Genomic DNA, 26,077 nt, shown 5'->3' with positions numbered 1-26,077 from the left:
ACGGCATATGCCCGTCATGACCCAGGCCGATTTCCTCCACTCCGCCTTCCCCGCCCCCGTCGAGCTTCCCTTCGCGGAAACCGCCGGCCCGGGCCGCTTCTTCAACCGCGAACTGTCCTGGCTGGCCTTCAACTGGCGCGTCCTGGAAGAGGCCGCTAACCCGGCGGTGCCGCTTCTGGAACGGCTGCGCTTCCTGTCGATCTCGGCCACCAACCTGGACGAGTTCTACACCGTCCGCGTGGCCGGCCTGCGCGCTCTGGTGCGCACCGGAAATGCCACCCTGTCCGAGGACGGCCGCAGCCCGGCCGAGCAGCTGCACCTGATCAATGCCGACGCGCGGCGGCTGATGCAGACCCAGCAGACCACCTTCAACCGTCTGCGCAAGGAGATGGAGACCGAGGGCATCAGCATCGTGTCGCGCTCCAGGCTGAACGCGCGCGACCTGAAGCACCTCGAGTCGCATTTCCTGTCGAACGTCTTTCCGGTGCTGTCGCCGCTGGCCATCGACCCCGCGCACCCGTTCCCCTTCATACCGAACACCGGCTTCAGCCTGGCGCTGGAACTGGAACGGGTAACGGACCACCGCCAGCTGAAGGCGCTCCTGCCCGTGCCCCAGCAGATCGCCCGCTTCGTCCCCCTGCCGGGGAAAGAGGGCGAATACCGCTTTCTGCCGCTGGAAGAGCTCTTGCTCCTGCACCTCGACATGCTGTTCCCCGGCTATACCGACCGGGGCCATTGCACCTTCCGCGTGCTGCGCGACAGCGACCTCGAGGTCGAGGACGAGGCCGAGGATCTGGTCCGCGAATTCGAGACCGCGCTGAAACGCCGCCGCCGGGGCGAGGTCATCCGGTTGAAGCTGTCTGCAGGCGCACCCGAGGAACTGCGCGCGCTGATCATGGAGGAACTCGCCGTCACCGAGGACGAGGTGGTCGAGGTCAAGGGCCTCCTGGGTGTCGCGGACCTGAAGGAACTGATCCTGCCCAGCCGCAAGGACCTGATGTGGCCTCCCTTCACGCCGCGCGTGCCGGAACGGGTGACGGATCACGACGGCGACATGTTCGCCGCGATCCGGCAGAAGGACATGCTGCTGCATCACCCCTACGAGACCTTCGACATGGTCATCCGCTTCCTGGAACAGGCGGCGCGCGACCCGAACGTGCTGGCGATCAAGCAGACGCTCTACCGCACCTCCTGGGACAGCCCGATCGTCTCGGCGCTCTGCGAGGCGGCGGAATCGGGCAAGTCGGTCACCGCGCTGGTGGAACTGAAGGCCCGCTTCGATGAGGCCGCGAACATCCGCCAGTCGCGCCGGCTGGAACGCGCGGGCGCCCATGTCGTCTATGGCTTCGTCAACTACAAGACCCACGCCAAGATCAGCACGGTCGTCCGGCGCGAGGGCGACCACCTGGTGACCTATACCCATTACGGCACCGGCAACTACCATCCGATCACCGCGCGGATCTACACCGACCTGTCTTTCTTCACCTGCGACCCCGCGCTCGGCCGCGACGCGACCAAGGTTTTCAACTACCTCTCGGGCTATGTGCAGCCGCAGGGGCTGGAGAACCTGGCCATCTCGCCCATCACGCTGAAGCCGCGGCTCCTGGAGCTGATCGCGGCCGAGGCCGACCACGCCCGCGCCGGCCGCCCGGCCGAGATCTGGGCCAAGATGAACAGCCTGATCGAACCCGACGTGATCGACGCGCTCTATGCCGCCAGCCAGGCAGGGGTGAAGATCAGCCTGGTTATCCGCGGCATCTGCGGGCTGCGGCCGGGGATCAAGGGCCTGTCGGAAAACATCCGCGTCAAGTCGATCGTCGGGCGTTTCCTCGAACATTCCCGGATCGTCTGTTTCGGCAACGGTCACGGCCTGCCTGCCAAGAAGGCGCGGGTGTTCTTCTCCTCGGCCGACTGGATGGGCCGCAATCTCACCCGCCGGGTGGAAACCCTGGTCGAGGCGCTGAACCCCACGGTAAAAAGCCAGATCCTGTCGCAGATCATGGCCGCCAACCTGCAGGACGAGGCGCAAAGCTGGATCCTCGCGCCGGACGGCACCTATGCCCGCGACCTGGGCGGCGAAGGGGCAAAGCTGTTCAACTGCCACCAGTTCTTCATGGAAAACCCCTCGCTCTCGGGGCGGGGCACGGCGGGCGCCAAGGATGCGCCCCGGCTGATCCCGGTCAAGGATGACGATGCCGGCAGCGCCGTGGCGGACGCTGCGCAATAGCGCCAAATTCCCTCTAAGGAATTTGCAAATCTCTTCGGACAGATTTGGCCCCGCTCAGACCCCCGCGCCCGGGTCGCGCAGCATCTGCAACCGCCCTGCCGCGGCGCGGGCGAAGGTGCGCAGCACCAGCTTGCGCCGCGCCCCCGCCAGCGGGGTCTCGGGCGCCATCCGCACCACCTCGGCGTCATAGGCATCGGCCAGGATCAGGCCGGTGCCCTCGGGCAGAAGCTCGACCGGGAAATCGGCGTCCACCGCCCAGAAGAACCGGTCGCACCAGTCAAGATAGCCCTGCCACTTGCGGTCGGCGCGGAAATCGGCCCGGCCCGACTTGCACTCCACCACCCAGACCTCGCCCTTCGGCCCCAGCGCCATCACGTCCACCCGCAGGCCGGGGGCGGGGATCAGTTCCTCGACGCAGACGAAATCCAGCGCGCGCAGGCCACGGCAGACGCCCCTTTGCAGGCGCTGGCCCGGAAGGGCGGGCAGGATCTCGGGACTATCGACCGGCATGTCCATGTGCCAATCATGAACCAAAGGTGAACATCTGTCCAGCGGCCGGTCACCCCAAGAATTTTCGCCGAAAGTTCTTGGGCCCGCCCTTGGCTTGCAGCTCCGCCGCGCGCGCCCTATGTTCCGGGGTGGCGGGTTCTGCTCCTCGCGTGCGGGGCCAATTTTCCAGTGGCCGATAAGCAAGCGAACGGGGGCTGGCTCTGCCTGGATCCTGGTCCAGGTATCTGGCGCCCACCTGAGACCTCTGGCTCTCGGGAAAACCCCGGTCCTCACGGTTGCTGCGGGCCCGCCACCCGCAAAGGAAAACGGGGCAGGTCGCCCTGCCCCGTCCCCGCCGCGATCAGGCGAGGGAAATCAGAACCCGATCACCAGCGAGACACCAAGACGGTTGTCGGTCTTGATGCCGCGGGCATCGTTGTAGTCGGTCAGATAGCTGACCCGGGTGGACAGCGTGTCCGACATCTTGAAGTTCACGCCGAAGTCGTTGTTGGCCCGCAGCGCGGTGTCCGAGGACAGGATGTCGGTGTCGTTGGTCAGGAAGACCGCGTCCGAGATCTGGTAGTAGAACCGCGAGGCGGCCAGGTAGCCGGTCTCGGTCTCGGAATTGCCAAGCCCGTCCTTCAGGTAGCTCACGCCGATACCGGCCTGCACACGCCAGGCCATGTCGGGGGTGTTCACCACCCGGTAGCCCGGACCGAAGCCGATGAAGCCGTCGCGGGCGATCTCGTCGGCGGTCGAGGCGAGGCCATCGCGCTGCACGCGGCCCAGACCGAACAGGTAGAAGCGGTCGTTCAGATAGTAGTTCGCGTCATAAACCGCGAAGAGGTCCTCCTTGGTCTTGACCCCGGCGTCCTCGGCGAAGTCGGCGGCGACACCGAAGGTTTGCACCCAGTTGCCTTCCGCATAGCGCAGGCGGGCACCGAGGTTGAACTCCTGGCTTTCGGTGTTGCCGGTGCGGGCGACATAGCCCAGCGAGGCGCTGCCGCTGAAGCCGGGCTTGAACTCGGGGAAGCCGAACCGCGCCGCGTCGTTCGACCGCGCCATGTCCTCGGCCACGTCCTCTTCGATGTCGGTGATGCGGTCGTCCAGGTTCTGGATGCCGGTGATATCCTGCGCCAGGGCCGGCATGACGGCCAGCACGGCCAGGGCGGGGACGGTCAGGAACAGATGCTTTTTCATCGTCAAACCTCATTCTCTGCAAGCGGGACCGGGATGGTCGCGCTTCGGTGAGGCAGAGATAAGCCGCTGATAACGCTAAGAAAAATTTGGAATACTTGAGGGGGTCTCAAGAATTTCTCGTGTGCTGCAAGCCTTGAACACGGGCACCGGCCGCTTAGGGACCGGGGCGGTGCCGGGAAAACGCCCGGAAATCAGCGCGATGCCCGGCCCGCCCCTTCTGGCCTAAAGCTGCTCCATCACCTCGCTGGCGTCCTCGCGCACCAGTGCCAGCGTCTCGGCCAGTGCCCTTGCCGCAACACTGCGCAACTCTTCGTCGGTGTCCTCGCGCCAGACGGCCCAGGACACCAGCGAGAATCCGGGCGCGTCCTGCACCGCGAACAGCTGCCCCGTCTCCAGCGAGGCATGGGCCAGCCGCGTCGGGATATAGGCCGCGCAGGGGCGCGAGCGCAGGAACCAGGCAGCCATGGCCCCGTCGCTCAGCGTCAGGCGCGGGTTGGCCAGGCCCGGCAGGGCGGCTTCGTGAAACCGCAGGAACTCCGGCCCCCAGTCCACCAGCGTATAGGCGGCGGCGACGCTTTCCACCGTCGCCTCGGGCCAGGGGCAGACCATGACCAGCTGTTCCTCGATCAGCCGTTCGGAATGCAGGCCCGGCCGGTCCAGCGGCCCGTGGGTCAGCATGGCCTGCACCTCGCCCGACAGCGCCATCTGCACCAGCCCGTCGGGTTCGGCCAGCACGGCGCGAATCTCCAGCTCGGGATGGCCCTCGCGCAGCCGGTCGATCCAGCGGAAGCCGAACCGCGGCCAGAGCGTGCTTTCCGCCCCGATCGCCAGCGTCCGCGCGCGTTCGTCCAGCGTGCTGACCCGCTGTCGTGCCTGTTCCCAGTTGCGCAGGATCATGGTGGCGAACCCGCGGAACTCGCGCCCCGCCGCCGTCAGAACCACGCCCGCCTTCGTCCGTTCGAAGAGGGGACGGCCCAGCTGGTCCTCCAGCCGCTGGATGCGCAGCGACACGGCAGATTGCGTCACGAACAGCCGGCCGGCGGCGGCACCGAAGGATCCGGTGGCCGCGACTTCGAGGAAGGTCTTTATCAGTTGCAGGTCCACGAAAACGCACTCCCAGACGACACGTGCCGGGACAGCTGCATCATTTTTCGCGAAAGCCAAGCCCCGAAGCTTGCGGTCCCGGGCTCCCTGCCCAATTCCCTCAAGTCGGATCACGCCCGGACAAACGGACGAAACCTGCCGAAGCAAATCGTGAGATGTCGGGGATCAGCGCCCCGTGCGACGGGCCGCGACCGGCACCGGCACTTGCACTGGCACGGCGACAGGCTCACGAACCCCGCGACCGCCGCCCGGGCCGTCCTCGGCCTCGGCCATCCCCATGACCCGGAAGGCAAACTGGACGGCCGAAAAAACGATCCCGTTGAAGACGACCAACATGGCCACCGCGACCCAGCCCATGCTGGAGGCCTTGACCAGATGTCCCAGTCCGGCAACGTCCAGCCACAGAAGGCCAGCGGTGAACCCTGCCGAGATCGCGAAGCCAAGGGCAACGCTCTGGATATAAAGGCGGACGAGCTTGGGCATGGCAACCTCCTGCGATGCTACGAGGTTAGGCACGGTAAGCCGACTTGCCAAGCCCCGCGTCACCCGTTGCGCGATTCCGCCGCAGGGGCAGGTCGACTGGTGAACAGAAAAGTGGCTGCCTGATGCAGATCATTTTGTTCGGCCTCTGTCGGCACCATATTGTTAGACATGACATTGGACCGTCGATCCAGGAGGACCTGACATGAAAGTTGCCGATACCTTGTTCTGCATTGCCGACGACCACAGCTTTCGGCTGTTGCGTGGCGGTCCCGGCCGGATGCAGGCCGTGCAGGCGGCCGATGCGGCGGATTTCCCCGATGTCTCGAAGGCGCTGACCGAGCCTGGCCGCAATCGGGCGGTCGGGGTCAGCTTTACCCACGAAACCGGTGCCGCGATCGAGGTGGAACGCCCGCGGCTTGCAAAGCACATCGTCGCGGCGATGCAGGCCGAATGGAAGAAGGGCGGCGCCGACCGCATCGTGGTGGTCGCCGCCCCGAAGATGCTGGGAGAGCTGCGCAAGGCCATGCCGAAGGATCTTGCGCAGTCCGTTGTCCGGGAACACGACAAGGACCTGTCGGATGTGCCCGATCACGCCCTTGCCGAGCATCTGGCAAAGCTGGGCTGATCAGCCTTCCAGGGCTTCCAGCTCGTCGATGAAGCCCGCAATCATCGAAAGGCCCTTGTCCCAGAACTTCGGATCGCTCGCGTCCAGGCCGAAGGGCGCGAGCAAGTCCTTGTGGTGCATCGACCCGCCCGCCTTCAGCATGGCGAAATACTTCTCCTGGAAATCCGGGAGCCCCCCCGCATAGGCCGCGTAAAGCGCGTTCACCAGGCCATCGCCGAAGGCATAGGCATAGACGTAGAACGGCGAATGGACGAAGTGGGGTATGTAGGACCAGAAGGTCTCGTACCCGTCCATGAACTCGAAGGCATCACCAAGGGACTGCGCCTGGACGGACATCCACAGCGCGTTGATGTCCTCGGGTGTCAGTTCCCCTTGCGCGCGGGCGGCGTGCAGCTTGCATTCGAAATCGTAGAAGGCGATCTGGCGGACAACCGTGTTGATCATGTCCTCGACCTTGCCGGCGAGCAGCGTCTTCTTCTCGGCCGGGGTCTTCGCCTGGTCGAGCAGCCTGCGGAAGGTCAGCATCTCGCCGAAGACGCTTGCCGTCTCGGCCAGCGTCAGGGGGGTCGAGGACAGAAGCTCCCCCTGCCCCGCCGCCAGCACCTGATGCACGCCATGGCCCAGTTCGTGCGCCAGCGTCATCACGTCGCGCGGCTTGCCGAGGTAGTTCAGCATGACGTAGGGATGCACCGTGGTTACGGTCGGGTGGGCAAAGGCCCCCGGCGCCTTGCCGGGCTTGACGCCCGCGTCGATCCAGCCCTTGTCGAAGAAGGGTTTCGCCAGATCGGCCATGCGCGGGTCGAAGGCGGCATAGGCTTCGGTCACGGTCTTGCGCGCCTCGTCCCAGCCGACCGTGCGCGGGGTTTCGGTGGGCAGGGGCGCGTTGCGGTCCCATACCTGAAGCTTGTCGAGGCCCATCCATTTCGCCTTGAGCCGATAGTAGCGGTGGCTGAGCTTGGGATAGGCCGCGACGACGGCATTGCGCAGCGCCTCGACCACCTCGGGCTCGACGTGGTTCGACAGATGCCGGGAATGTTGCGGCGTGGGCATCTTGCGCCAGCGGTCGTGGATTTCCTTTTCCTTGGCCAGCGTGTTGTGGATGCGGGCGAACAGCTTGATGTTCTTTTGGAACACCTCGGCCAGCGCATGCGCCGCAGCCTCGCGCCGGTTGCGCGCGGGGTCGGTCAAGAGGTTCAGCGTGGCTTCCAGGTTCAGCTCTTCCGGCTCGCCCTCGACCGCGAACATCAGCCCTGCCATCGTCTCGTCGAACAGCTTGTTCCAGGCACTGGCCCCCACCACGCTTTCGTCGTGCAGGAAGCGTTCCAGCTCGTCCGACAGCTGGTGCGGCCGCATTGCGCGCATCCGGTCGAAAACGGGCTTGTAGCGGGCAAGATCCGCGTTCTCGGCCAGAAGCCGGGCCAGGTGGTCGTCGTCCAGCCGGTTGAACTCCAGGCTGAAGAAGACCAGCGGCGTGGTGGCCGTCGTCACCTTGTCCTGGGCGTTGCCCATGAACTGCGCGCGTTCCGGGTCGATGGTGTTCTGGTAATAGCGCAGCCCGGCATAGGACATCAGGCGGCCGGCGATCACCTCGATCCGCTCGTATTCCCGGACGCAGGCCAGAAGGCCCGCGGCGTCCTGCCGTCCGAGGCGGCCTTCATAGGTCTGCGCGAAGGCCGCGCAGGCGCGTTCCAGTTCCGCCATGTCGGCAGCGAACTCCGGGCTGTCGGCCGAGGGGTAGAGATCGGTCAGGTCCCAGTCCGGCAGATCCCCGAACCCGCCCCCCGAGGCATTGGCGTCGTAAACGGGCTGCGGCAGGTCAAGGGTCATCGGGTCCTCCGGGGATACTGTCACTGTGATCTAGGCCAGGCAGAGGTCCGGGAAAAGCCCCCGACCCCTCCTCGTTCGACTTCGTCTCCTCGTCGTGATGCGCCACACCCCGAGCGAGGAGTGACGAAGTCATCGACGAGCGGCGCCTCAGATCTCGACCGCCACGTCGTAGACCCGGTCCATCATCGCCTGCGTGCCCCGCACGAATTCCAGCGGGCAGGGATAGGCCGCGCCCGTCCGCACCGACCGGCTGAAGGCCTCGACCTGAAGCTTGTAGTGGTTGGCCGTCGGAAAGCGTTCCACGATCACCCGGTTGCCGTCCTGGTGCAGTTCCACCTCGGCCAGATCGTTCACGTTGGCGTTGAACGGCCCGCCCTCCAGCCGGATCATCCCCTTCGTGCCCTGGAAGGTCGCCACCTGCCGGTTGTACATCCGCATCGAGGTCATCGAGCCATAGGTGAACCGTCCGCGCGGCCCCTCCATAACCGCCGCGACCTGGGCGAAGGTGTCCACCCCGTTGTCGCGGTGGATGCGGGCCGAGATGTCCACCGGCTCGGCCCCGGTGACGAAACGCATCGAGCCGAAGGTGTAGACCCCGATGTCGCGCAAACTGCCGCCGCCGGTCTCCGGCTTCATGCGGATGTTGCCCATGTCGGTCAGGTTGAAGCTGAAGGCCACATCGGCATGGACCAGATCGCCGATCTCGCCCGCCTCGAACCATTCCTTCGCGCGCTGCCACTGAGGATGGTGGACGATCATGTAGGCTTCCGCCGCCAGCAGGCCCGAAGCGTCGCGCGCGGCGATGATCCGGTCGATCTCTTCGGCGCGCAGCGCGATGGGCTTTTCGGTCAGCACATGCTTGCCCGCCGCCAGCGCCTTCAGGGTCCACTCCACATGCAGGTGATTGGGCAGCGGGATGTAGACCGCGTCGATCCCCGGATCGGCCAGCAGAGCGTCATAGCTGCCGTGCACCGTCAGCGACGGGCAAAAGGCGCGGAAGCCCTCGGCCTTCGCGGGGTCCGAGGTCGCCAGCGCCGCCAGTTCCGCCCCCTCGGCGGCATGGATCGCCGGAGCCATCTGCTCGCGGGCGAAGCGGGCCGCGCCCAGAACCCCCCATCTGACCGGTTTCATCCTGATCCTCCCCTGCCGTTGCGGCCGACACTAGGTCAGGTTTTGCCGCCCGTTTCAACCCGGCGAAAGCGCAGGAAGGTCATCAGGCCGAAGGGGCGGACCTGACGGCTTTCCTCCAGCCGCAGGCCGGGATGGCCCAGCACCCGCTCGATCGGGAAATCGGCGTGCCAGCCCAGCCAGTCGGCCAGCGGCGCGGCGAGGCGCTCGGCTAAGGACCAGCCCTCGGCGCGGCCGGCGAAATGGTTGGCGATGAGGACCGAGCCGCCGGGGCGGACGACGCGCACCATCTCGTCCAGCACCCTTTCGGGTTCGGGGACGACCGACATGATGTGCATGGCGGCGACATGGTCGAAGCTGGCATCGGGAAAGGCGATCGCTCGCGCGTCCATCGGGTAGAGGCCGTCCACGTTGCGCAGACCCTTGCGGCGCACGCGCGCCTCTGCCTCGCGCAGCATGTCCTCGGACAGGTCGATCCCCGTGACCCGGACATGGGGGCCGTAGAACTCCAGCGCGAGGCCGGTGCCGATGCCGACCTCGAGCACCGAGCCGCCTTGCAGGTTGACATGGTGCGCGGCGAGGATGCGCCCGCCCTGGGTGATCCGGCCGAAGGTAAGATCATAGACCGGCGCCCAGCGCCGATAGGATTTACGGATCGCTTCTTCCTGCATCGGCATTATTCCCCTGCCTTTTGCGCCGAACGGACTGTGACCCGCAATCCGGGAAATGCAAGCGGAAGGAGCGGTAAATCACACGCTCAGGTGGAATTCGGCTTCCGGAAGCTCTGCATGGCCAGCCACAGGACCCCCGCGAGGTAGACGAGGCACAGGGTAAGAAGCGTGACCCAGGGATAGGTCAGCAGCGCCGCCACCACCACGACCGCGCCGACAAGGGCATAGCGGGCATGTTCGGCGGAGATGGTGATGCGCTTCAGCGATGGTGTGCGGACCCGGCTGATCATCAGCGCCCCGATCCCCACCATCCAGGCCGCCACCACCACCGCCGGCAGGGTCAGGACCCGGTCGGTGGCGAAGGCCAGGTAAAGCGGCGACAGCACCAGCATCGCCCCGGCCGGCGACGGCACCCCGATGAACGAGGTCTTTTCGGCCGCCTCGCCCGCGGGCGCGCGGCTGCCCACGTTGAACCGCGCCAGCCGCAGCATGCAGCAGACCACATAGACCAGCACCGCGATCCAGCCGAGGCTCGTCTCGGGCCGCAGGCCCCAGAGATACAGCACAAGGGCCGGCGTCACTCCGAAATTGACGAAGTCGCACAGGCTGTCCAGTTCCGCCCCGATCGCGCTTTCCGACTTCAGCATCCGCGCCAGCCGCCCATCGAGGCCATCCAGCGCCGCCGCCACCCCGATCAGCAGCACCGCCAGCGTGAAATTGCCCGCGATCGCATAGCGGATCGCGGTCAGTCCCGCACACAGCGCCAGGATCGACACCAGATTCGGCAGGAGCTTCAAGAGCAACAGCTGCCGCGGCGGTTCGGCGGGGGCAGCCATGGCCTATTCCATCCGGGCTGCGCGGGCCGGGGCGTCCTGCCCGATCAGCGCGATCACTGTCTCGCCCGCGATCATGGTCTGGCCCAGCGCGACCTGCGGCTGCACCCCCTCGGGCAGATAGACGTCCAGCCGGCTGCCGAACCGGATCAGGCCGAACCGCTCGCCGGTGCGCACCCGCTCGCCTTCCGTCTTCCAGCACATGATGCGCCGCGCGACGAGGCCCGCGATCTGCACCACCGCGATCTTGCGCCCGTCCGCCATCTCGATGGCCAGCGCGTTGCGCTCGTTCTCCTCGGAAGCCTTGTCCAGCGAGGCGTTGAAGAACTTGCCCGGCCGGTAGGCGACCGCCGTCACCCGGCCGGCAATGGGCGCGCGGTTCACATGGCAGTTGAACACCGACATGAAAACGCTGACCCGGGTCAGGGGCTCCGGCCCCATGCCCAGCTCGGCCGGGGGCACGGCGCGCTCGATCAGGCTGACGACGCCGTCGGCGGGGCTGACCATCAGACCCGCGTTCTCGGGCACGGCGCGCTTGGGGTCGCGGAAGAAGTAGTAGCACCAGACGGTCAGGCCCAGCCCCAGCCAGCCCAGCGGCTCCCAGATCCAGAACAGGACCAGCGTGACGGCCGCGAAGACGGGAACGAATTTCCACCCCTCGGGGTGCATCGGCTTGAGGAAGGTGTCGATCATCCGCATGCGCGTCCTCCGTTGCTGCACGCACCTAACCCCAAGGGCCGGAAGGCGCAATTCCTAAACCTGCCGCACCGGCGCGGGTCAAGCGGATTTGACGCCGGTCAATGACGGCTGGTCCGGCATGTCCCAGGGTCGGTCATCGGCCAAGGGGAGAGGCGGGGATGCGGCGCAGGACGATGCTGGGCTTCGGCGCGACGGCGCTGGTCGCCGCGGGGGCCGGGATTGCGGTGCGGGATTACCGCCAGATGCTGGATGCCGCCCGCACCGCCATCGCGGCAGCGGGACCGCCGCGCCAGGCGTCCAGCCGCTTCGGGCCGCAGGAATATGCCGAAGCCGGACAGGGGCCGCCGGTCCTGGTGATCCACGGCACGGGCGGCGGCTACGACCAGGGGCTTCTCTTCGCCCATCGCCTGATCGCCGGCGGGTTCCGCATCATCGCGCCCTCGCGCTTCGGCTATCTCGGAACGCCGTTTCCGGCCGACCCGGGGCCAGAAGCGCAGGCCGATGCCCTGGCCGACCTGCTCGACGCGCTCGACCTGCCCTCGGTTGCGGTCATCGGCGGCTCGGCCGGCGCGATCCCGGCGCTGGCCCTGGCGCTGCGCCACCCGGCCCGCGTCCGCGCGCTGGTGCCGCTGGTGCCTGCGACCTACGTTCCCGGCCGCCCGGCCCCGCCCCCGCAGGGTCCGGTCGCCGGCTGGATCATCGCGCACGGCCTACGCTCGGATGTGCTGGTCTGGGCCGGGATCCGCGCCGCCGAGAGACGGATGATCGCCACGCTTCTGGCCACCGACCCGCAACTCGTCGATGCCGCAGCGCCCGACGAACAGGCCCGGGTCCGCGCCATCCTGCACGGGATCCTGCCGGTCAGCCTGAAATATCAGGGCCTCCTGAACGACGCCCGCTGGGCCGCCGCGCCGCCGGACTTTCCCCTGGCCGCGATCGCCGCGCCCACGCTGGCGATCTCGGCCGAGGACGACCGCTTCGGCACTGCCGCCGCGGCGCGCCACATCGCGCGGTCGGTTCCGGGCGCCGAGCTGATGATGCTGCCTTCCGGAGGCCATGTCTGGGTCGGGCGCGACGCGGCGATCATGGACCGGATCGCCGCGTTCCTCGGGACTGTGGGCTAGGGGCCGGTCAGGCCGGAACCAGCATCCCCTTGCCCTTGGCCAGTTCGCGCATCCTGGCCTGCAGCTTCTCGAAGGCGCGCACCTCGATCTGGCGGATGCGCTCGCGGCTCACGCCATAGCTTTCCGACAGTTCCTCCAGCGTCACCGGCTCGTCTGCCAGGCGGCGCTGCATCAGCACGTCCTTCTCGCGGTCGTTCAGGACCGCCATCGCCTGCACCAGGAGGGCGCGGCGGGCATCCAGCTCGTCCTTCTCCTCGTAGGCCTCGGCCTGGTCGCTGTCCTCGTCCTCCAGCCAGTCCTGCCACTGGGTCGCGCTGTCGCCGTCCGAGCCGACCGTGGCGTTCAGGCTCGCATCCGACCCCGACAGGCGCCGGTTCATGTCGATGACTTCGTCCTCGGTCACGCTCAGATCCTTGGCGATCTGGGCCACGTTCTCGGGCCGCAGGTCGCCCTCCTCGAGCGCGCCGACCTTGGCCTTGGCCTTGCGCAGGTTGAAGAACAGCTTCTTCTGCGCGCTCGTCGTGCCCAGCTTCACCAGGCTCCAGGAGCGCAGGATGTATTCCTGGATCGAGGCGCGGATCCACCACATCGCATAGGTCGCAAGGCGGAAGCCCTTTTCCGGGTCAAACCGCTTGACCGCCTGCATCAGGCCCACGTTCGCCTCCGAGATGACCTCGGCCTGCGGCAGGCCATAGCCGCGATAGCCCATGGCGATCTTGGCCGCGAGCCGCAGGTGCGAAGTCACCATCTTGTGCGCGGCCTCGGCGTCCTGGTGATCGACCCAGCGCTTGGCCAGCATGTATTCCTCTTCCGGCTCCAGCAGGGGAAACTTGCGGATCTCCTGCAGATACCGGTTCAAGCCCTGTTCCGGGCTCGGTGCGGGTAGGTTCGTATAGGTGCTCATCTTGCCCCCTCTTCATCCCGGTGCGTCAGCGCCCCCGGGACGGCGATAACCTAAGGTAACCACCACTCCTGCGCAAGGGTCGTCTCGCACACAATGTTTAACGTGAAGTGTGGTTCCCGCCGTCGCCCGCGAAGCATTGTGACAGAGGTCTCACGCGAATGTCAGAAAAACCGACCGATTTCGTCAGATTGCCACCCGTTCGCCCAGTTCCACCACCCGGTCGCGCGGCAGGTGGTAGAAATCGGTCGGGTCCGCCGCCATGCGGGACAGGGCCACATAAAGCCGGTCCATCATGAGTTCCCACCCCGCCCCGGTCGCCACCGCGCGCCTGCGCCCCAGGAAGAATGTCGAGGCCATCACGTCGAACTTCAGCCCCGCCGCCCGCGCGTGGGCCATGGCGCGGCTGACGTTCGGCGTCTCCATGAAGCCAAAGCGCAGGATCACCCGCACAAAGCAGCCACCCAGCGGTTCCACCGTCGCACGCTCCTCGGCGGTTGCATAGGGCACGCGCAGCGTCTCCACCGTCAAGAACACCGTCTGCTCGTGCAGGACCCGGTTGTGCTTGATGTTGTGCAGCAGCGCCGAGGGCACGATCGCAGGATCGCCGGTCAGGAAGAAGGCCGTGCCGGGAATCACGTTGACGCTGGACCCCCGCATCATCCGCACGAAACTGTCCACCCGGATCGCCAGCTTGGCCACCCGCGTCCGCACGGCCTGCGTGCCGCGCCACCAGGCCCACATCAGCATGCCGACCACCGCTGCCACCGCCACCGGCACATAGCCGCCGTCGGCGATCTTCACCGCGTTCGAGGCGAGGAACACCAGTTCCACCCCCAGGACCGGCGCGGCCGCCAGGGCCGCCAGCGGCGCCCGCATCCGGCCCGAACGCACCAGGTACAGCACCCCCAGGACCGAGGTCAGCACCATCGTGCCCGTCACCGCGATCCCGTAGGCCGATGCCAGCGCCGAGGACGACCCGAAGGACAGGACCAGCCACAGCACCCCCCACAAGAGCAGCCAGTTCACCGCGTCGATGTAGATCTGCCCGCTCTGGCCCTCGGCGGTGTGCTGGATGCGCAGGCGGGGCAGGAAGCCCAGCTGGATCGCGCCCCGCGCCATGGAAAAGGCCCCGGTGATCACCGCCTGGCTGGCGATGACCGTTGCAGCGGTGGCCAGGACGACCAGGGCCGGCAACAGCGCCTCGGGCGCCATGGCAAAGAAGCTCTCCGCGGCAAGGTCCGGGTTCGCCAGCACCATGGCGCCCTGGCCCAGGTAGTTCAGCATCAGCGCGGGCAGCACCAGCCCGAACCAGGCCAGCATGATCGGCCGCCGCCCGAAATGGCCAAGGTCGGCATAAAGCGCCTCGCCCCCGGTCACCGCCAGAAAGACGGCACCCAGGACGACGAAGGCCACTCCGGTATTCTGCCAAAGGAAGCCCAGGCCCCAGAGGGGGTTGAAAGCGGCCAGAACCCCGGGTTCCTCGGCGATGTGCCACAGACCCAGGCCCGCAAGCGTCAGGAACCAGACCACGCAGATCGGCCCGAAGAGCCGCGCCACGCTGGCCGTCCCGCGCCGCTGCACCATGAACAGCGCGACCAGGATGCCCAGCGTGACCGGCAGCACATAGGCCGACAGCGCCGGCAGGACCAGCCCCAGCCCCTCGACCGCCGACAGGACCGAGATCGCCGGCGTGATCGCCGCATCGCCCGCAAACAGCGCCGCCCCCGTCAGCGCCAGCACCAGGACCGGCACCGACCGCCTGCCCGCCGCGAGCCGGACCAGCGTGTACAGCGACAGGATGCCTCCCTCGCCCCGGTTGTCGGCGCGCAGCAGGACAAAGACATATTTCACGGTGACGATCAGGATCAGCGTCCAGAACAAGAGCGACAGGATGCCCAGCACCTCTTCCGCGCCCGGGTCGCGCACCCCGGTCGCCCGGATCGCCTCGCGGAAGGCGTAGATCGGCGAGGTCCCGATGTCGCCGTAAACCACCCCGACCGCCCCGAGCGTCAGCGCCGCAAGCCCCTGTCTGCGGGTCGCGTCGGTGTGGATGTCGTCCGGGCCGGCTTCGGCCTTCAGGTAATCGGCGATGTCCAGGGCGTCTTCGTCGAAACGCGGCAATGCGGTCTGGACGCCCCGCGGAATCGGGTCGTGGATCATGGCTCACCCTCGGGTGTTGCTCTGTGGCTGGTCTGGGGTCTGGATGCGGGTCCGGCAGCCACCGGCTTGCCGATGAGCGAAGGGGCGGGTCCGGGTCCCCCCTGGCAGGAGGGGTGCGCGATGGCTCCGATGCCGATACCGACTCAAGGACGTCGGCCTAGCCAAAAGATATACGCCGATATCGCTCCCCTGACAATGCTGCGGATGCGAAAGGACCGGCGACCGGACCCGCGGGGCCAGTCAGGTGCCGTCAGGCCAGATGGGGTGGTTGCCGCCCTGACCTGACGGCATCGCAATGTGCCAAAGTGGTGGTGTTCACAGCCACTGAGTAGAAAGGACGGCAACCATGGCAAAAGATACAATGATCGGGGTGGATCTGGCAAAGAACTCGTTTCAGGTCCACGGCGCGACAATGGGCGGTCATGTGAAGTTCCGCCGGAAACTGTCGCGCACGCAGTTTCTTGCCTTCATGGCCGCGCAGCCCCCGGCCATCGTGGTGATGGAAGCCTGTGCCGGTGCTCATCACTGGGCGCGCGAGTTGCTGGCGCTTGGCCATGAGGTCAAGCTGATCGCGCCGATCTACGTCAAGCCCTTCGTGAAGCGGCAGAAGAATGACGTGGCCGACGCTGAAGCCATTGTCGAGGCGGCACAGCGCCCGGAAATGCGCTTCGTCGAGCCAAAGGGCACCGAGCAGCAAGCCAGGGCGCTTCTCTTCCGCACCAGGGAACAATTGGTCCATCAGCGCACCGAACTGGTCAATGCCCTGCGGTCGTACCTCTATGAGTTCGGCCACGCCCTGCCGATCGGTATCGCCAGTCTCCGGCGCATCGAGGTGATCGTCGAAGACCTGGACGCTGATCTCCCTGACATCGTCCGCGAAATCTGTCGCGACCTGCGCCAGCAGATCGCGGAGAAGACGCTGCGGATCGACGCGCTGATGAAGCGCATCAAGTCCACGGCAGAAGACACCGAAACGGCACGGCGGCTCCAGACCATGCCCGGTGTCGGCCCCGTTACCAGTCTGGCCATTGAAGCCTTCGCGCCACCGCTGGAGACCTTCCGGTGCGGGCGCGACTTTGCCGCCTGGCTCGGGCTCGTCCCTCGCCAGAGCTCGACGGGGGGCAAACAGCGCCTCGGGCGTGTGACCAAGGCTGGTCAGGCCGACATCCGGCGCCTGCTCATCGTCGGTGCGATGTCCCGTCTGACATGGGTCGGTCGAAAGTCGATCCGCGAGGGATCGTGGCTGGCGCGTATGCTTGAACGCAAGCCAAAGATGCTGGTGGCCATCGCGCTTGCGAACAAGATGGCCCGCGCGATCTGGGCCATGCTGAACCGCAATGAAGATTACAGGGATCCGCTGCCAGTCGCTGCCACCTGAATTCATCAGGCGATCAGCGAAACGGTATCGGTGTCAGGGAGGTGCGAGAAGGCGACGACCAGAATGGGCAAAACGATCGATGAGATCTGGGTGGGGAAAACCAGCGATCCGCTGAGAACCTCTTGAGTTCTTAGGCCAGATTTGGACCCTGTCCGCTGATCACCATACCGGCCCGCGGCGGACTGAAAAGCCGCTGAGATGAGGCCTGACAGAAGACCGCGCTCGATCACCTCCCCAGTTGTTCAAAATCCTCCTTGCATCTCGGGCGGCAACCACAGAAGGTGATCCACGCGCCTTTGCCTGTCTGCACCCTCCCGCCTTGCCTCGAACTCCGCGGCAAGGTCCGGGTCGCTCGCGATCAGCGCCTCGGTCGCGGCAAGGATGCGCGGCTCCGACCCGACAGTCTGCCCGGCAGGCGCTAGACCATCGTGCATCGAACTCATTTCGCAGGACGAACATGCTCCGCCTTCCCCGCCTGATCCGTCTGGCCACCGCCGGCCTTCTCGCCCTGCTGCCGACGCAGGCTCTCGCCTATTATCCCTGCAACGGGCCGGGCCCGGACGAGGTGCTGATCGGGATAGACAAGAGCGCCGGCTACGACGTGCCCCTGTGCGAATATGTCGGCCCCCCCGAGGATCAGGCGGGCGGATACTGGGTTGACCAGTATGCCGTTCTGGCCTGGGGGAACGATGCGAACGGAACGCCGACCTACACCTGGACGGTCGGCGCCGACAGCCAGGCCGCCGCCGAAAGCGGCGCCCTCGGGGAATGCAGCAACCGCGGCTTCCTGAACTGCCGGGCCGCGACCTGGGTCGTCAATGGTGCCATCGCCGTCACGGTGGACAACTCCGGCAGCCTTCATTCCGATCAGGGACCCGACGCGGCAACGGCGCGGAAAAAGGCGATCCGGGTCTGTAAGAGCCAGGGTGGCAAGGGCTGCAAGGTGGAACAGGTGCTGGAAAGCCTGCCGGTCTGGGTCAGCAACTGACGGCCAGAAGGCGGGGGGCCCGCACCTGCGCCCCCCCTGATTTGCCCTTTTCCCGGATACTCCCGCCGGAGGCCCACCAGCCACCGGGCGCGGGTCGGGGATGGGGCGGATCAGCCCTGGTTGTCCGCCTGAGCCCGCACGCTGAGCCGCCCCAGCCGCGAGATACAGTAGGGTCCGCCGCCCTGCGATGCGATCAGGCCTTTCCTGCGCAAACGCTGGAACACGTCCAGCGTGCAGTCGGCCAGGATCAGCCCGTCGCGCGTGACGCACAGGATCTCGTCGATCCGCTTGCCATTCCGCACATGGTCGATCCGCCCACCCAGGGCGAGGACGTGCAGCACCCGCTGCTCGGTCCGTGAGATGTTCATTTAAGGAAGTCCGAAATCTGGTGCCATGCCGAACCGGACGAAGGCAGACGCGCTTCGTCGGGTCGTTCAGGTCATCCACCTCCCCCGGTCAGGGGCGGAATGACGTCAGCAGGCTGCCACAGTCTCCGGCATGCAGCGCACTCCTCTGGACGGTCTTGTCCCGTGCAAGGCCGAGTGTAGCGGACAAAAATCAATCGAGAAAGGGGGGGCTGGCAGACTTCCTGCCGAAGAGATCTGGTCAAGAGGGTCCGCGCCGGGAGATCCTTTCCAGATCCCTAACGCCCACGATCAAGGCATTGATAAAATGAAGGTATCCGGTTTTGTCCACCGTGGACACTTTCCGGCTCATGCCCCCCGCAGCGCCCCGATCAGGGCTTCCATGTCCTCTGGCAGAGGCGAGGAGAACTCCATCCTTTCTCCCGTCACCGGATGGTCGAACCCCAGGGTCGCGGCGTGCAGGGCCTGCCGGGGGAAGGCGTTCCCGATCTCCGCCCCCTGCCCCAGCGAACCGGGCAGTTTCCGGCGGCCGCCATAGGTCTGGTCGCCCACCAGCGCGTGCCCGGCATAGGCCAGATGGACCCGGATCTGATGCGTCCGCCCCGTCTCCAGCCAGCAGTCCATCAGCGCGGCCTGCCCCGCGAAGTCCTCCACCACCCGGGCGCGGGTGATGGCGTGGCGGCCCTCGTCCCAGACCACCGCCTGCCGCTGCCGGTCGGTCCGGTGCCGGGCGAGGTTGGTCGCGATCCGCAGGATGCCGCCCGGCTCGAACCCGACCCCGCGCAGGCCCCGCAGGCGGGGATCGGCGCCGGAGGGCACGCCGTGGACCACCGCCAGGTAATGCCGGGCAACCGAATGGTCCTCGAACTGCCGCGCCAGCCCGTGATGCGCCCGGTCGGACTTGGCCACCACCAGAAGCCCCGAGGTATCCTTGTCGATCCGGTGCACGATCCCCGGCCGCCGCTCGCCCCCGATCCCCGACAGGCTGTCGCCGCAGTGATGAAGCAGGGCATTGACCAGCGTGCCCGAGGGCGATCCCGGCGCGGGGTGGACGACCATCCCGGCCGGCTTGTCGATGACGACCAGGTCGGCATCCTCCCAGACCACCGCCAGCGGGATCGCTTCGGGCCGGGTCTCGACCGCGATCGCAGGGGCGAGGCGGAGCGTGTAGACCTCCCCCTCTGCCACCTTCGCCCTGGGGTCCGTCACCGCCTGTCCGTCGCGGCTGACATCCCCCTCGGCGATCATCCGTATCAGCCGCGACCGCGACAGTGCGGCTTCCTCTGGCACGGCGGCGGCAAGCGCCTTATCAAGGCGGGCGGGGGCATCCGCACCGATGGTGACCGAGAGCGTCCCGCCCTCGTCGTCCTCGAAAGGCCCCTCCATGCCCTCGTCCCCAATGCCCGATCCAGTCACGCCCGACGCCCCCGATGCGGCCCTGCCGCCCAGCCTGCGGCTTCTGAAGTGGCTGGTCGTCCTGCTGACGCTGACGATGATCGGGGGTGTCATAACCGTGGTCGGGCTGCTTGTCACCCGGATGCCCGAGACCCTTGCCGCCTCGACCCCTGCCCTGCCCGAGGGACTGCAACTGCCCGTGGGCACCCGACCGGCCGCCATCACCTTCGGCACCGGCTGGACGGCGATCGTGACCACCGACGACCGCATCCTCATCTACGGCAAGAGCGGGACCCTGCGACAAGAGATGCAGATTGTTCCCGAAACCGGGCCTTGACCAGCCGCACAACGTTGGGGCTACAGTCGAAGCCATCCCCGCAATTTCCTGGTGCACCCCGACCGATGCCCCTGTCCCCAAGTTTCTCGAAGGCGGAAGGGGAGCGGGTGCGCGACGAGCTGGCAAGGCAATACCGGATCCTGCGCGGCGAATTCGTGCCCAGGCTGATCCTGGTCGCGCTGGCCTACCTCCTTTGCTCCATCTACATCTCGCCCGTCCTCGCGACCGCGCTCTTCTGCGTCGAGATCGGCGGCGAACTGGTGTCCCAGCACCTATTGCGCGGTCTTGACCCGAACCGGCAGCCGCGCCGCTATCTGGGCTATCTGTTCTCGCTTGTGCCGATGGAAGCCGCCATCATCTCGGCCGCGGGGATGGTCTGGTTGCAGGACGACCCCTACGCCAAGGCAATCGCGGTCGGCATCGTGATGGGATCGCTCCTGCATCTGACCTCGGTGCGCTCGATCCATCTGCGGCTGGGGATTGTCGGCCTCGCCACGGCTGCTGCGGTCGTCCTGATCTTCAACACCTGGCACTGGCTGACGCTGGGCAGCTGGATCGGCCTTGTCGCGTCCACGGTCACGGTGGTCTTTGCCTTCGGCTATGCCCTGACCGCCATGGTGTCGAACAACCGCCTGCATCGCGCCGGTGTCGAGGCGGCTGCGGCCGCGCGGGCGGCCAATGTAGCCAAGGGGCGCTTTCTGGCGCAGATCAGCCACGAGCTGCGCACGCCGCTGAACGCCGTCATCGGCCTGGGCGAGATCGAGGCGGCGGCGGCCGGCGGCGCCTCGCGGCAGCGGCTGCGCACCATCGTCACCTCGGCGCGCGACCTGGCGGTGATGCTGGACGATGCCGTTGACTATTCGGCCCTGACCGAGGGGCGGGTAGCGATCACCCCGCGCCCCGTTGCGGTCAGGGCGGAACTGTCGGCCAACCTGCTGGTGTTCGAGTTGCAGGCGCGCAACCAGGGACGCGAGCTTGTGGTGACGGTCGAACGCGATGTTCCGACCTACCTGCTGATCGACAGCCAAAGGGTCCGGCAATGCCTGGGCAATCTGGTCGGCAACGCGTTGAAACATTCCTCGCGCGGCCCGGTCTCGGTCACGGTGCGATATGTTCGCTCGCGGCTGGTGATCGACGTGGCCGACCAGGGCCGGGGCATCCCCGAGGCGTTGCACGAAAAGGTGTTCGAGCCCTTCTACCGCGGATCCAGCGAAACGCCGGGTGTGGGGCTAGGCCTGGCGATCAGCCGTGCGGTCGCGCGGCAGATGTCGGGGGATCTGGTGATCCTTCCCACGGCGCAGGGCACCACGATGCGCCTCACGGTGCTTGCCCCCGAGGCCGAGGCCGTACCGCAGCAACCCCGGGTTTCCGACCTTCGGGATTGCACCGTCCTGGTTGTGGACGACATCGCCACCAACCGTCTGGTCGCTGGCCAGTTGCTGACGGCCATAGGCGCGCGCTTCATCGAGGCGGCCAGCGGCCCCGAGGCCTTGCAGCGGCTGGAGCAGGGCGGCGTGGATGCGGTGCTTCTGGACCTGATGATGCCCGGCATGGACGGGGCCGAGACGCTGCGGCACATCCGGGCGCGCCACGGCCAGCGGGTGCCGGTGATCGCAATGACCGCCGACATCCTGGCCGTGCGCGAGGACGAGGCGCTGCGTGCTGCCCTGGACGGGTTCCTGCCCAAGCCGATCCTGCCGGAAGCCCTGCGCGAGGTCCTGGCCCGTGTGATGCCCGGACGCTGACGCGGACGTTCTGTCCGATACCGGCAAGCAATGTCGGGTTCGGACATGACGCCGCCCGCCGCCCCGGCGCAGGCTGACCGGACAGCAGGATGGGAGACCCCTCATGATCGGAGATCTTGGCGCCCCGGACGCAACGGCGCTGGCCGCGCTCGTGGCCTCGGGCGAGGTGACGCCGTCCGAGCTTCTGGACGCCGCCCTGGCAGCCGTCGAGGCGCGAAATCCGGCGCTGAACGCGGTGGTTCTGATCCGGGAAGGTGTGGCGCGCAGGGCTATCACCGAGGGCTTGCCTCCGGGGCCGTTCCGCGGGGTGCCCTTCCTGATCAAGGATCTGGGGATCGAGGCGAAGGATTTCCCATCGCACAACGGCTCGCGCCTGTTCGCGAACACGGTCTATCCCGGCGATTCCAACATCTTTCAGCGCATCCGGGCGACCGGAGTGGTGACCTTCGGGCGCACCACCAGCCCCGAGGGCGGTATCGGGGCGGCGACCGAGGCTGCCGTCTATGGTGGGCCGACGCGAAACCCGTGGAACACCGACCACACGCCGGGTGGATCGTCGGGCGGGGCTGGGGCAGCGGTCGCGGCGGGGATCGTCGCCTTCGCACATGGCTCGGACGGGGGCGGATCGGTGCGGATTCCCGCCTCCAGCTGCGGGCTTTTCGGGTTCAAGCCGACCCGGGCGCGGCTGCCTGACGGTCCCTACGCCGGCGAAGGCTGGGCCGGCATGGCGATCGACGGGTTCCTGACGCGATCGGTCCGCGATACCGCCGTGATGCTGGACGCCTGCGAGGGACCGGATCTCGGCGCGCCCTATGTCGCGCCGCCACTGGACCGGGGCCATGCGGCGGCGATCAGCCGCCCGCCGCGCCGGCTGCGCATCGGGATCTGCGACACCACCTTCACCGGAGAGCCCATCCACCCTGAGGTCGCCGAAACAGTGCGCTCGGCTGGGCGGCTGCTGGAAAGCCTCGGGCATGTCGTCGAACCGGCGCGGCCCCGCGCGGACGTGGCGATGATGATGCGGGCCTGGACCGACATCGTGGGCATCGGCACGGCGTTGTCGATCCGGTCCAGGCTGGGCGAGCGGGCGCCACGGCCGGACGAGGTGGAGGGTGTCGGGCGCGGCGCCTGGGCCCATGCGCAGAGGCTGCACCCGACCCGCTATCTTGAAGCGGTGGGCGAGATCCATGCCTTCGGCCGGCAGATGGCCGGGTTCTTCGACGGCGGTCCCGACGTGCTTCTGTCCGCGACCCTGGCCGAACCCCCGGCAAGGGTCGGGCGGTTCAACCACGACACCGAGGACTATTTGGCCTACCGCACCGGGCCGAACGGGATCTTCGCCTATTCTCCCTTCTGCGCCATCTTCAACGCCAGCGGCCAGCCCGCGGCCAGCCTGCCGCTGGGCTGGTCGTCGCAGGGGCTGCCGATCGGGGTGCATCTTGCGGCGGCCTTCGGGCAGGACGAGCTTCTGATCAGCCTCTGCGCAGAAATCGAGCGTGCCGCTCCCTGGGCCGGGAAAAGAGCCGCGATGGCAGGGTAAGGGCAAGGAATCGCTTGTCGGTAAAGAAAGTTTCCGAACAATATGATCAAACTTGGGGAAACATGGGGGATTCCTTGGCCGATGCAGTGACAATCTCGGCCCGGAACGTCGTCAAGGCCTTCGGGCAGGGTGCCGGTATCGTGCGGGCGCTGGATGATGTGTCGGTGGATATCCGGCGGGGGGAGTTCTTCACGCTTCTGGGGCCCTCGGGCTGCGGCAAGACCACGCTTCTGCGCCTGATCGCCGGGTTCGAGATGCCGACGGATGGCACGATCCTTCTGGACGGGACCGACATCACCACCCTGCCGCCGAACCGCCGCCCGGTGAATACGGTGTTCCAGAGCTATGCGCTGTTCCCGCATCTGACGGTGGCGCAGAACATTTCCTTCGGCCTTGAAATGCTTGGGAAACCCGCCGCCGATGTCAAGGCGCGGACGGCGCAGATGCTGGCGCTGGTGAAGCTCGAGGCCATGGCCGGGCGCAAGACCAGCCAGCTGTCGGGCGGGCAGCAGCAGCGGGTGGCACTGGCCCGCGCGCTTGCGCCGCAGCCGAAGGTGCTGCTTCTGGACGAGCCCCTTTCCGCGCTGGACCTGAAGCTGCGCAAGGAAATGCAGATCGAGCTGAAGCGGTTGCAGCTTGAGACGGGAATCACCTTCATCTTCGTGACCCACGACCAGGAAGAAGCCCTGACCATGTCCGACCGCATCGCGGTGATGAGTGCGGGCAAGATCCAGCAGGTCGGCACGGCCAAGGACATCTACATCCATCCGAAGAACCGCTTTGTCGCCAGTTTCATCGGCGAGACGAATTTCCTGCAAGGGACCGCCGAGGCCGGCGCCCTGCGGCTCGCTACCGGAGAGCGCATCGAGGTCCCGGGTCTTCCCGCCGGCGGCGAGGCGACCGTCAGCGTCCGGCCGGAACAGGTGCGGCTCGGGCTGCCCTCGGACGGGTTGAAAGCCAGCGTGAAGGCGCTGGTCTATTTCGGCACCGACACGCATTGCCACCTGGCCCTTGCCGACGGGACCGAGGTCGTCGCGCGGCTGCAAAGTCCGGCGACGGGCGAGGCGGGACTTTCGGAAGGACAGGCGGTCGGCATCCGCTTTGCCGAAGGCGCCGTGCAACGGGTTGAGGACTAGATGAGCCCCGCCGAGGAAAACGCCATCCGCAGCTCGGCCCGGAACGGCTGGCTTCTGTCGCTGCCGGCGCTGGTGGTGCTGGCGCTGGCGGCCTCGGGGCCGCTCTTGATCGTGGTCTACTATTCCTTCCTGACCGCGAACGACACCGGGGGCGTGATCCGGCAGTTCTCCACCGAAGGCTGGCGGGCCATCTTCCTGAGCTACGACATCTTCGAGGACCGCTACACGCTGGCGGACGCGCATCTGACGATCTTCTGGCGCTCGGTCTGGCTGTCGCTGGCGACCACCGCGCTGACCTTCGTCATCGGCTTCCCGACCGCCTGGTTCATCGCCACCCGGCCCGCCCGGCAGCGCGCGATGTGGCTGTTCCTGATCACGATCCCGTTCTGGACCAACCTCCTGATCCGCACCTTCGCGATCAACGAGGTCATCCGCAACGAGGGCATCCTGAACACGTTGCTGCTCTGGCTGGGCGTGATCGACCAGCCGCTGCGCATCGTCTATACCGAAACGGCCGTCCTGATCGGGATGACCTATGTCTACCTGCCGCTGATGGTGCTGCCGCTCTACGCCACCATCGAACGCTTCGACATGCGGCTGCTGGAAGCCTCCTACGACCTTTACGCCAGTCGCTGGACGACGCTCCGCCGCGTGATCCTGCCCATCGTCAAGCCGGGGATCATCGCGGGCTCGATCCTGGTCTTCGTGCCCTCGCTTGGCGCCTATGTGACGCCCCGAATCCTTGGCGGCGGGAAGAAGATGATGATCGGCAACTTCATCGAGCTTCAGTTCCTGCAAGGCCGGAACTGGCCCCTGGGTGCTGCGCTGTCCGTGCTGCTTCTGATCGTCGTGACGGCTGCACTCCTGGTCTATGTCAAGGTCGCCAACCGGGACCGGAGCCAGGGCCATGGCTGAGCGCGGGTTCGAGATCAGCCGCCTGCCGGGCTTTGCCACCGTGGCCATCGCGGCCTTCGTCATCCTCTATCTTCCGATCGTGACCCTCGTGATCTTCTCATTCAACGCCTCGAACTCGGTGGCGGTCTGGGGCGGGTTCTCGCTGCACTGGTATGGCGACGCCTGGGCGAACCAGGCGGTGAAGGATGCGACAGTGCGGTCGCTGGTCATCGGGGTTTCGGCCTCGGTCCTGTCAACGACGCTGGCCACCCTGGCCGCGCTGGGAACGACCCGGCGGCGGGCCTACAGGGGGCAGACGCTGATCTATGTGATGATCAACCAGCCGCTGATGGTGCCCGAGGTGGTGACGGCGGTCGCGCTGATGATCTTCTTCGGCATCATCAAGGTGGCCACCGGCTATCAGGGGCTTGGCTATCTGATCGCGGCGCATACCGCCTTCTGCATCCCCTTCGCCTATCTGCCGATCCGGGCGCGCCTGGAGAGCATGGACCTGGCGCTCGAAACCGCCGCGGCCGACCTTTACGCGACCCCCTGGGCCACCTTCCGCCGCGTCACCCTGCCGCTTCTTGCGCCGGGGATCATGGCCGGGGCGATGCTGTCCTTCGTCATCAGCCTGGATGACGTGGTGATTACCGAGTTCGTGAAGTCCGGCGGCCAGGACACGCTGCCCACCTACATGCTGGGCCAGCTGCGCCGCGCCTTCACGCCCGAGGTCAACGCGATCTCGACCATGCTTCTGGGGGTGACGGTGGTCCTGTTGACCGCCTTCTTCCTTCTGACGCGCAAGAAAGACTGACAACCAAC

The 26,077-nt window shown here is 67.0% G+C and carries 24 protein-coding genes; 11 read left to right on the top strand and 13 right to left on the bottom strand.

Translation table 11 applies throughout. The annotated features are described in order from the left end of the window. Positions 1 to 16 precede the first annotated feature (16 nt). Positions 17 to 2,227 (top strand): RNA degradosome polyphosphate kinase, encoded by a 2,211-nt coding sequence (locus ACK4IU_RS06265; protein ID WP_409732738.1) that lies wholly within the window; start codon positions 17 to 19, stop codon positions 2,225 to 2,227. 54 nt (positions 2,228 to 2,281) lie between these two features. Here the strand turns inward: ACK4IU_RS06265 and ACK4IU_RS06260 are convergent, their stop codons facing one another. The 4 genes from ACK4IU_RS06260 to ACK4IU_RS06245 form a co-directional block, all read right to left on the bottom strand. Continuing rightward, positions 2,282 to 2,737: an MmcB family DNA repair protein gene (locus tag ACK4IU_RS06260; protein ID WP_409732781.1), complete on the bottom strand. Its 456-nt coding sequence runs from the start codon at positions 2,735 to 2,737 to the stop codon at positions 2,282 to 2,284. A gap of 354 nt (positions 2,738 to 3,091) precedes the next feature. Next, positions 3,092 to 3,916: a YdiY family protein gene (locus ACK4IU_RS06255; protein WP_409732736.1), complete on the bottom strand. Its 825-nt coding sequence runs from the start codon at positions 3,914 to 3,916 to the stop codon at positions 3,092 to 3,094. Between the two features lie 222 nt (positions 3,917 to 4,138). Next, entirely contained in the window at positions 4,139 to 5,020 is an 882-nt protein-coding gene (locus ACK4IU_RS06250) for a LysR family transcriptional regulator (protein WP_409732734.1), read from the bottom strand. Between the two features lie 165 nt (positions 5,021 to 5,185). Further along, the gene (locus tag ACK4IU_RS06245; RefSeq protein WP_409732732.1) at positions 5,186 to 5,503 is read right to left on the bottom strand and encodes a hypothetical protein; all 318 of its coding nucleotides are present in this window, start codon (positions 5,501 to 5,503) and stop codon (positions 5,186 to 5,188) included. A 202-nt stretch (positions 5,504 to 5,705) separates the two neighbouring features. On the opposite strand from ACK4IU_RS06245, the gene ACK4IU_RS06240 reads away from it, so the two are divergent. Next, positions 5,706 to 6,128 carry a host attachment protein gene (locus ACK4IU_RS06240; protein WP_409732730.1) on the top strand — a complete coding sequence of 141 codons (423 nt, stop codon included), beginning with the start codon at positions 5,706 to 5,708 and terminating at the stop codon, positions 6,126 to 6,128. On the opposite strand, the gene ACK4IU_RS06235 is transcribed toward ACK4IU_RS06240, so the two are convergent. The 5 genes from ACK4IU_RS06235 to ACK4IU_RS06215 all read right to left on the bottom strand — a co-directional run bounded on the left by ACK4IU_RS06235 (position 6,129) and on the right by ACK4IU_RS06215 (position 11,286). Then, a complete protein-coding gene (locus tag ACK4IU_RS06235; RefSeq protein WP_409732728.1) occupies positions 6,129 to 7,955 on the bottom strand; it encodes a M3 family oligoendopeptidase in 1,827 nt (608 codons plus the stop codon). 147 nt (positions 7,956 to 8,102) lie between these two features. Next, complete coding sequence (locus ACK4IU_RS06230; protein WP_409732726.1) at positions 8,103 to 9,086, bottom strand: Gfo/Idh/MocA family protein; 984 nt, start codon at positions 9,084 to 9,086, stop codon at positions 8,103 to 8,105. Between the two features lie 35 nt (positions 9,087 to 9,121). Next, on the bottom strand, positions 9,122 to 9,754 hold the full coding sequence (locus ACK4IU_RS06225; RefSeq protein WP_409732724.1) for a class I SAM-dependent methyltransferase: 633 nt from the start codon (positions 9,752 to 9,754) through the stop codon (positions 9,122 to 9,124). An 86-nt stretch (positions 9,755 to 9,840) separates the two neighbouring features. Continuing rightward, positions 9,841 to 10,590, bottom strand: coding sequence for a CDP-diacylglycerol--serine O-phosphatidyltransferase (pssA, locus tag ACK4IU_RS06220; protein WP_409732722.1), 750 nt, complete (start codon positions 10,588 to 10,590; stop codon positions 9,841 to 9,843). 3 nt (positions 10,591 to 10,593) lie between these two features. After that, positions 10,594 to 11,286: a phosphatidylserine decarboxylase gene (locus ACK4IU_RS06215; protein WP_409732720.1), complete on the bottom strand. Its 693-nt coding sequence runs from the start codon at positions 11,284 to 11,286 to the stop codon at positions 10,594 to 10,596. Positions 11,287 to 11,444: 158 nt separating this feature from the next. Between ACK4IU_RS06215 and ACK4IU_RS06210 the strand changes: the two genes are divergently transcribed. Beyond that, positions 11,445 to 12,410 carry an alpha/beta fold hydrolase gene (locus ACK4IU_RS06210; protein ID WP_409732718.1) on the top strand — a complete coding sequence of 322 codons (966 nt, stop codon included), beginning with the start codon at positions 11,445 to 11,447 and terminating at the stop codon, positions 12,408 to 12,410. A 7-nt stretch (positions 12,411 to 12,417) separates the two neighbouring features. On the opposite strand, the gene rpoH is transcribed toward ACK4IU_RS06210, so the two are convergent. Both rpoH and ACK4IU_RS06200 read right to left on the bottom strand, forming a co-directional pair. After that, positions 12,418 to 13,314: an RNA polymerase sigma factor RpoH gene (rpoH, locus tag ACK4IU_RS06205; RefSeq protein ID WP_409732716.1), complete on the bottom strand. Its 897-nt coding sequence runs from the start codon at positions 13,312 to 13,314 to the stop codon at positions 12,418 to 12,420. A 183-nt stretch (positions 13,315 to 13,497) separates the two neighbouring features. Next, positions 13,498 to 15,474, bottom strand: coding sequence for a potassium transporter Kup (locus ACK4IU_RS06200; protein ID WP_409732714.1), 1,977 nt, complete (start codon positions 15,472 to 15,474; stop codon positions 13,498 to 13,500). A 346-nt stretch (positions 15,475 to 15,820) separates the two neighbouring features. Between ACK4IU_RS06200 and ACK4IU_RS06195 the strand changes: the two genes are divergently transcribed. Next, the gene (locus ACK4IU_RS06195; RefSeq protein ID WP_409732712.1) at positions 15,821 to 16,852 is read left to right on the top strand and encodes an IS110 family transposase; all 1,032 of its coding nucleotides are present in this window, start codon (positions 15,821 to 15,823) and stop codon (positions 16,850 to 16,852) included. Positions 16,853 to 17,309: 457 nt separating this feature from the next. Further along, the gene (locus ACK4IU_RS06190; protein ID WP_409732710.1) at positions 17,310 to 17,840 is read left to right on the top strand and encodes a DUF4189 domain-containing protein; all 531 of its coding nucleotides are present in this window, start codon (positions 17,310 to 17,312) and stop codon (positions 17,838 to 17,840) included. A gap of 110 nt (positions 17,841 to 17,950) precedes the next feature. Here the strand turns inward: ACK4IU_RS06190 and ACK4IU_RS06185 are convergent, their stop codons facing one another. Together ACK4IU_RS06185 and ACK4IU_RS06180 are read right to left on the bottom strand one after the other, a co-directional pair. Next, positions 17,951 to 18,208: a YjhX family toxin gene (locus ACK4IU_RS06185; protein ID WP_409732708.1), complete on the bottom strand. Its 258-nt coding sequence runs from the start codon at positions 18,206 to 18,208 to the stop codon at positions 17,951 to 17,953. Positions 18,209 to 18,553: 345 nt separating this feature from the next. Then, positions 18,554 to 19,591, bottom strand: coding sequence for a pseudouridine synthase (locus ACK4IU_RS06180; RefSeq protein WP_409732706.1), 1,038 nt, complete (start codon positions 19,589 to 19,591; stop codon positions 18,554 to 18,556). Between ACK4IU_RS06180 and ACK4IU_RS06175 the strand changes: the two genes are divergently transcribed. The 6 genes from ACK4IU_RS06175 (at position 19,590) to ACK4IU_RS06150 (ending at position 26,069) form a co-directional block, all read left to right on the top strand. Next, a complete protein-coding gene (locus ACK4IU_RS06175; RefSeq protein ID WP_409732704.1) occupies positions 19,590 to 19,937 on the top strand; it encodes a DUF6476 family protein in 348 nt (115 codons plus the stop codon). The two genes, ACK4IU_RS06180 and ACK4IU_RS06175, sit on opposite strands and share 2 nt — an antisense overlap. A gap of 65 nt (positions 19,938 to 20,002) precedes the next feature. Beyond that, complete coding sequence (locus ACK4IU_RS06170; RefSeq protein ID WP_409732702.1) at positions 20,003 to 21,682, top strand: ATP-binding protein; 1,680 nt, start codon at positions 20,003 to 20,005, stop codon at positions 21,680 to 21,682. Positions 21,683 to 21,785: 103 nt separating this feature from the next. Continuing rightward, entirely contained in the window at positions 21,786 to 23,222 is a 1,437-nt protein-coding gene (locus ACK4IU_RS06165) for an amidase (protein ID WP_409732700.1), read from the top strand. Positions 23,223 to 23,284: 62 nt separating this feature from the next. Continuing rightward, positions 23,285 to 24,358: an ABC transporter ATP-binding protein gene (locus ACK4IU_RS06160; RefSeq protein WP_409732698.1), complete on the top strand. Its 1,074-nt coding sequence runs from the start codon at positions 23,285 to 23,287 to the stop codon at positions 24,356 to 24,358. After that, positions 24,359 to 25,273 carry an ABC transporter permease gene (locus ACK4IU_RS06155; RefSeq protein WP_409732696.1) on the top strand — a complete coding sequence of 305 codons (915 nt, stop codon included), beginning with the start codon at positions 24,359 to 24,361 and terminating at the stop codon, positions 25,271 to 25,273. After that, positions 25,266 to 26,069 (top strand): ABC transporter permease, encoded by an 804-nt coding sequence (locus ACK4IU_RS06150; protein ID WP_409732694.1) that lies wholly within the window; start codon positions 25,266 to 25,268, stop codon positions 26,067 to 26,069. The genes ACK4IU_RS06155 and ACK4IU_RS06150 overlap by 8 nt, the downstream gene beginning before the upstream one ends. Positions 26,070 to 26,077 lie beyond the last annotated feature (8 nt).

Source organism: Tabrizicola flagellatus, assembly GCF_046295235.1.
Lineage (GTDB): Bacteria > Pseudomonadota > Alphaproteobacteria > Rhodobacterales > Rhodobacteraceae > Tabrizicola > Tabrizicola flagellata_A.
The sequence above is the reverse complement of the archived record's forward strand: the minus strand, read 5'-3'. Positions and strand labels throughout refer to the sequence as shown.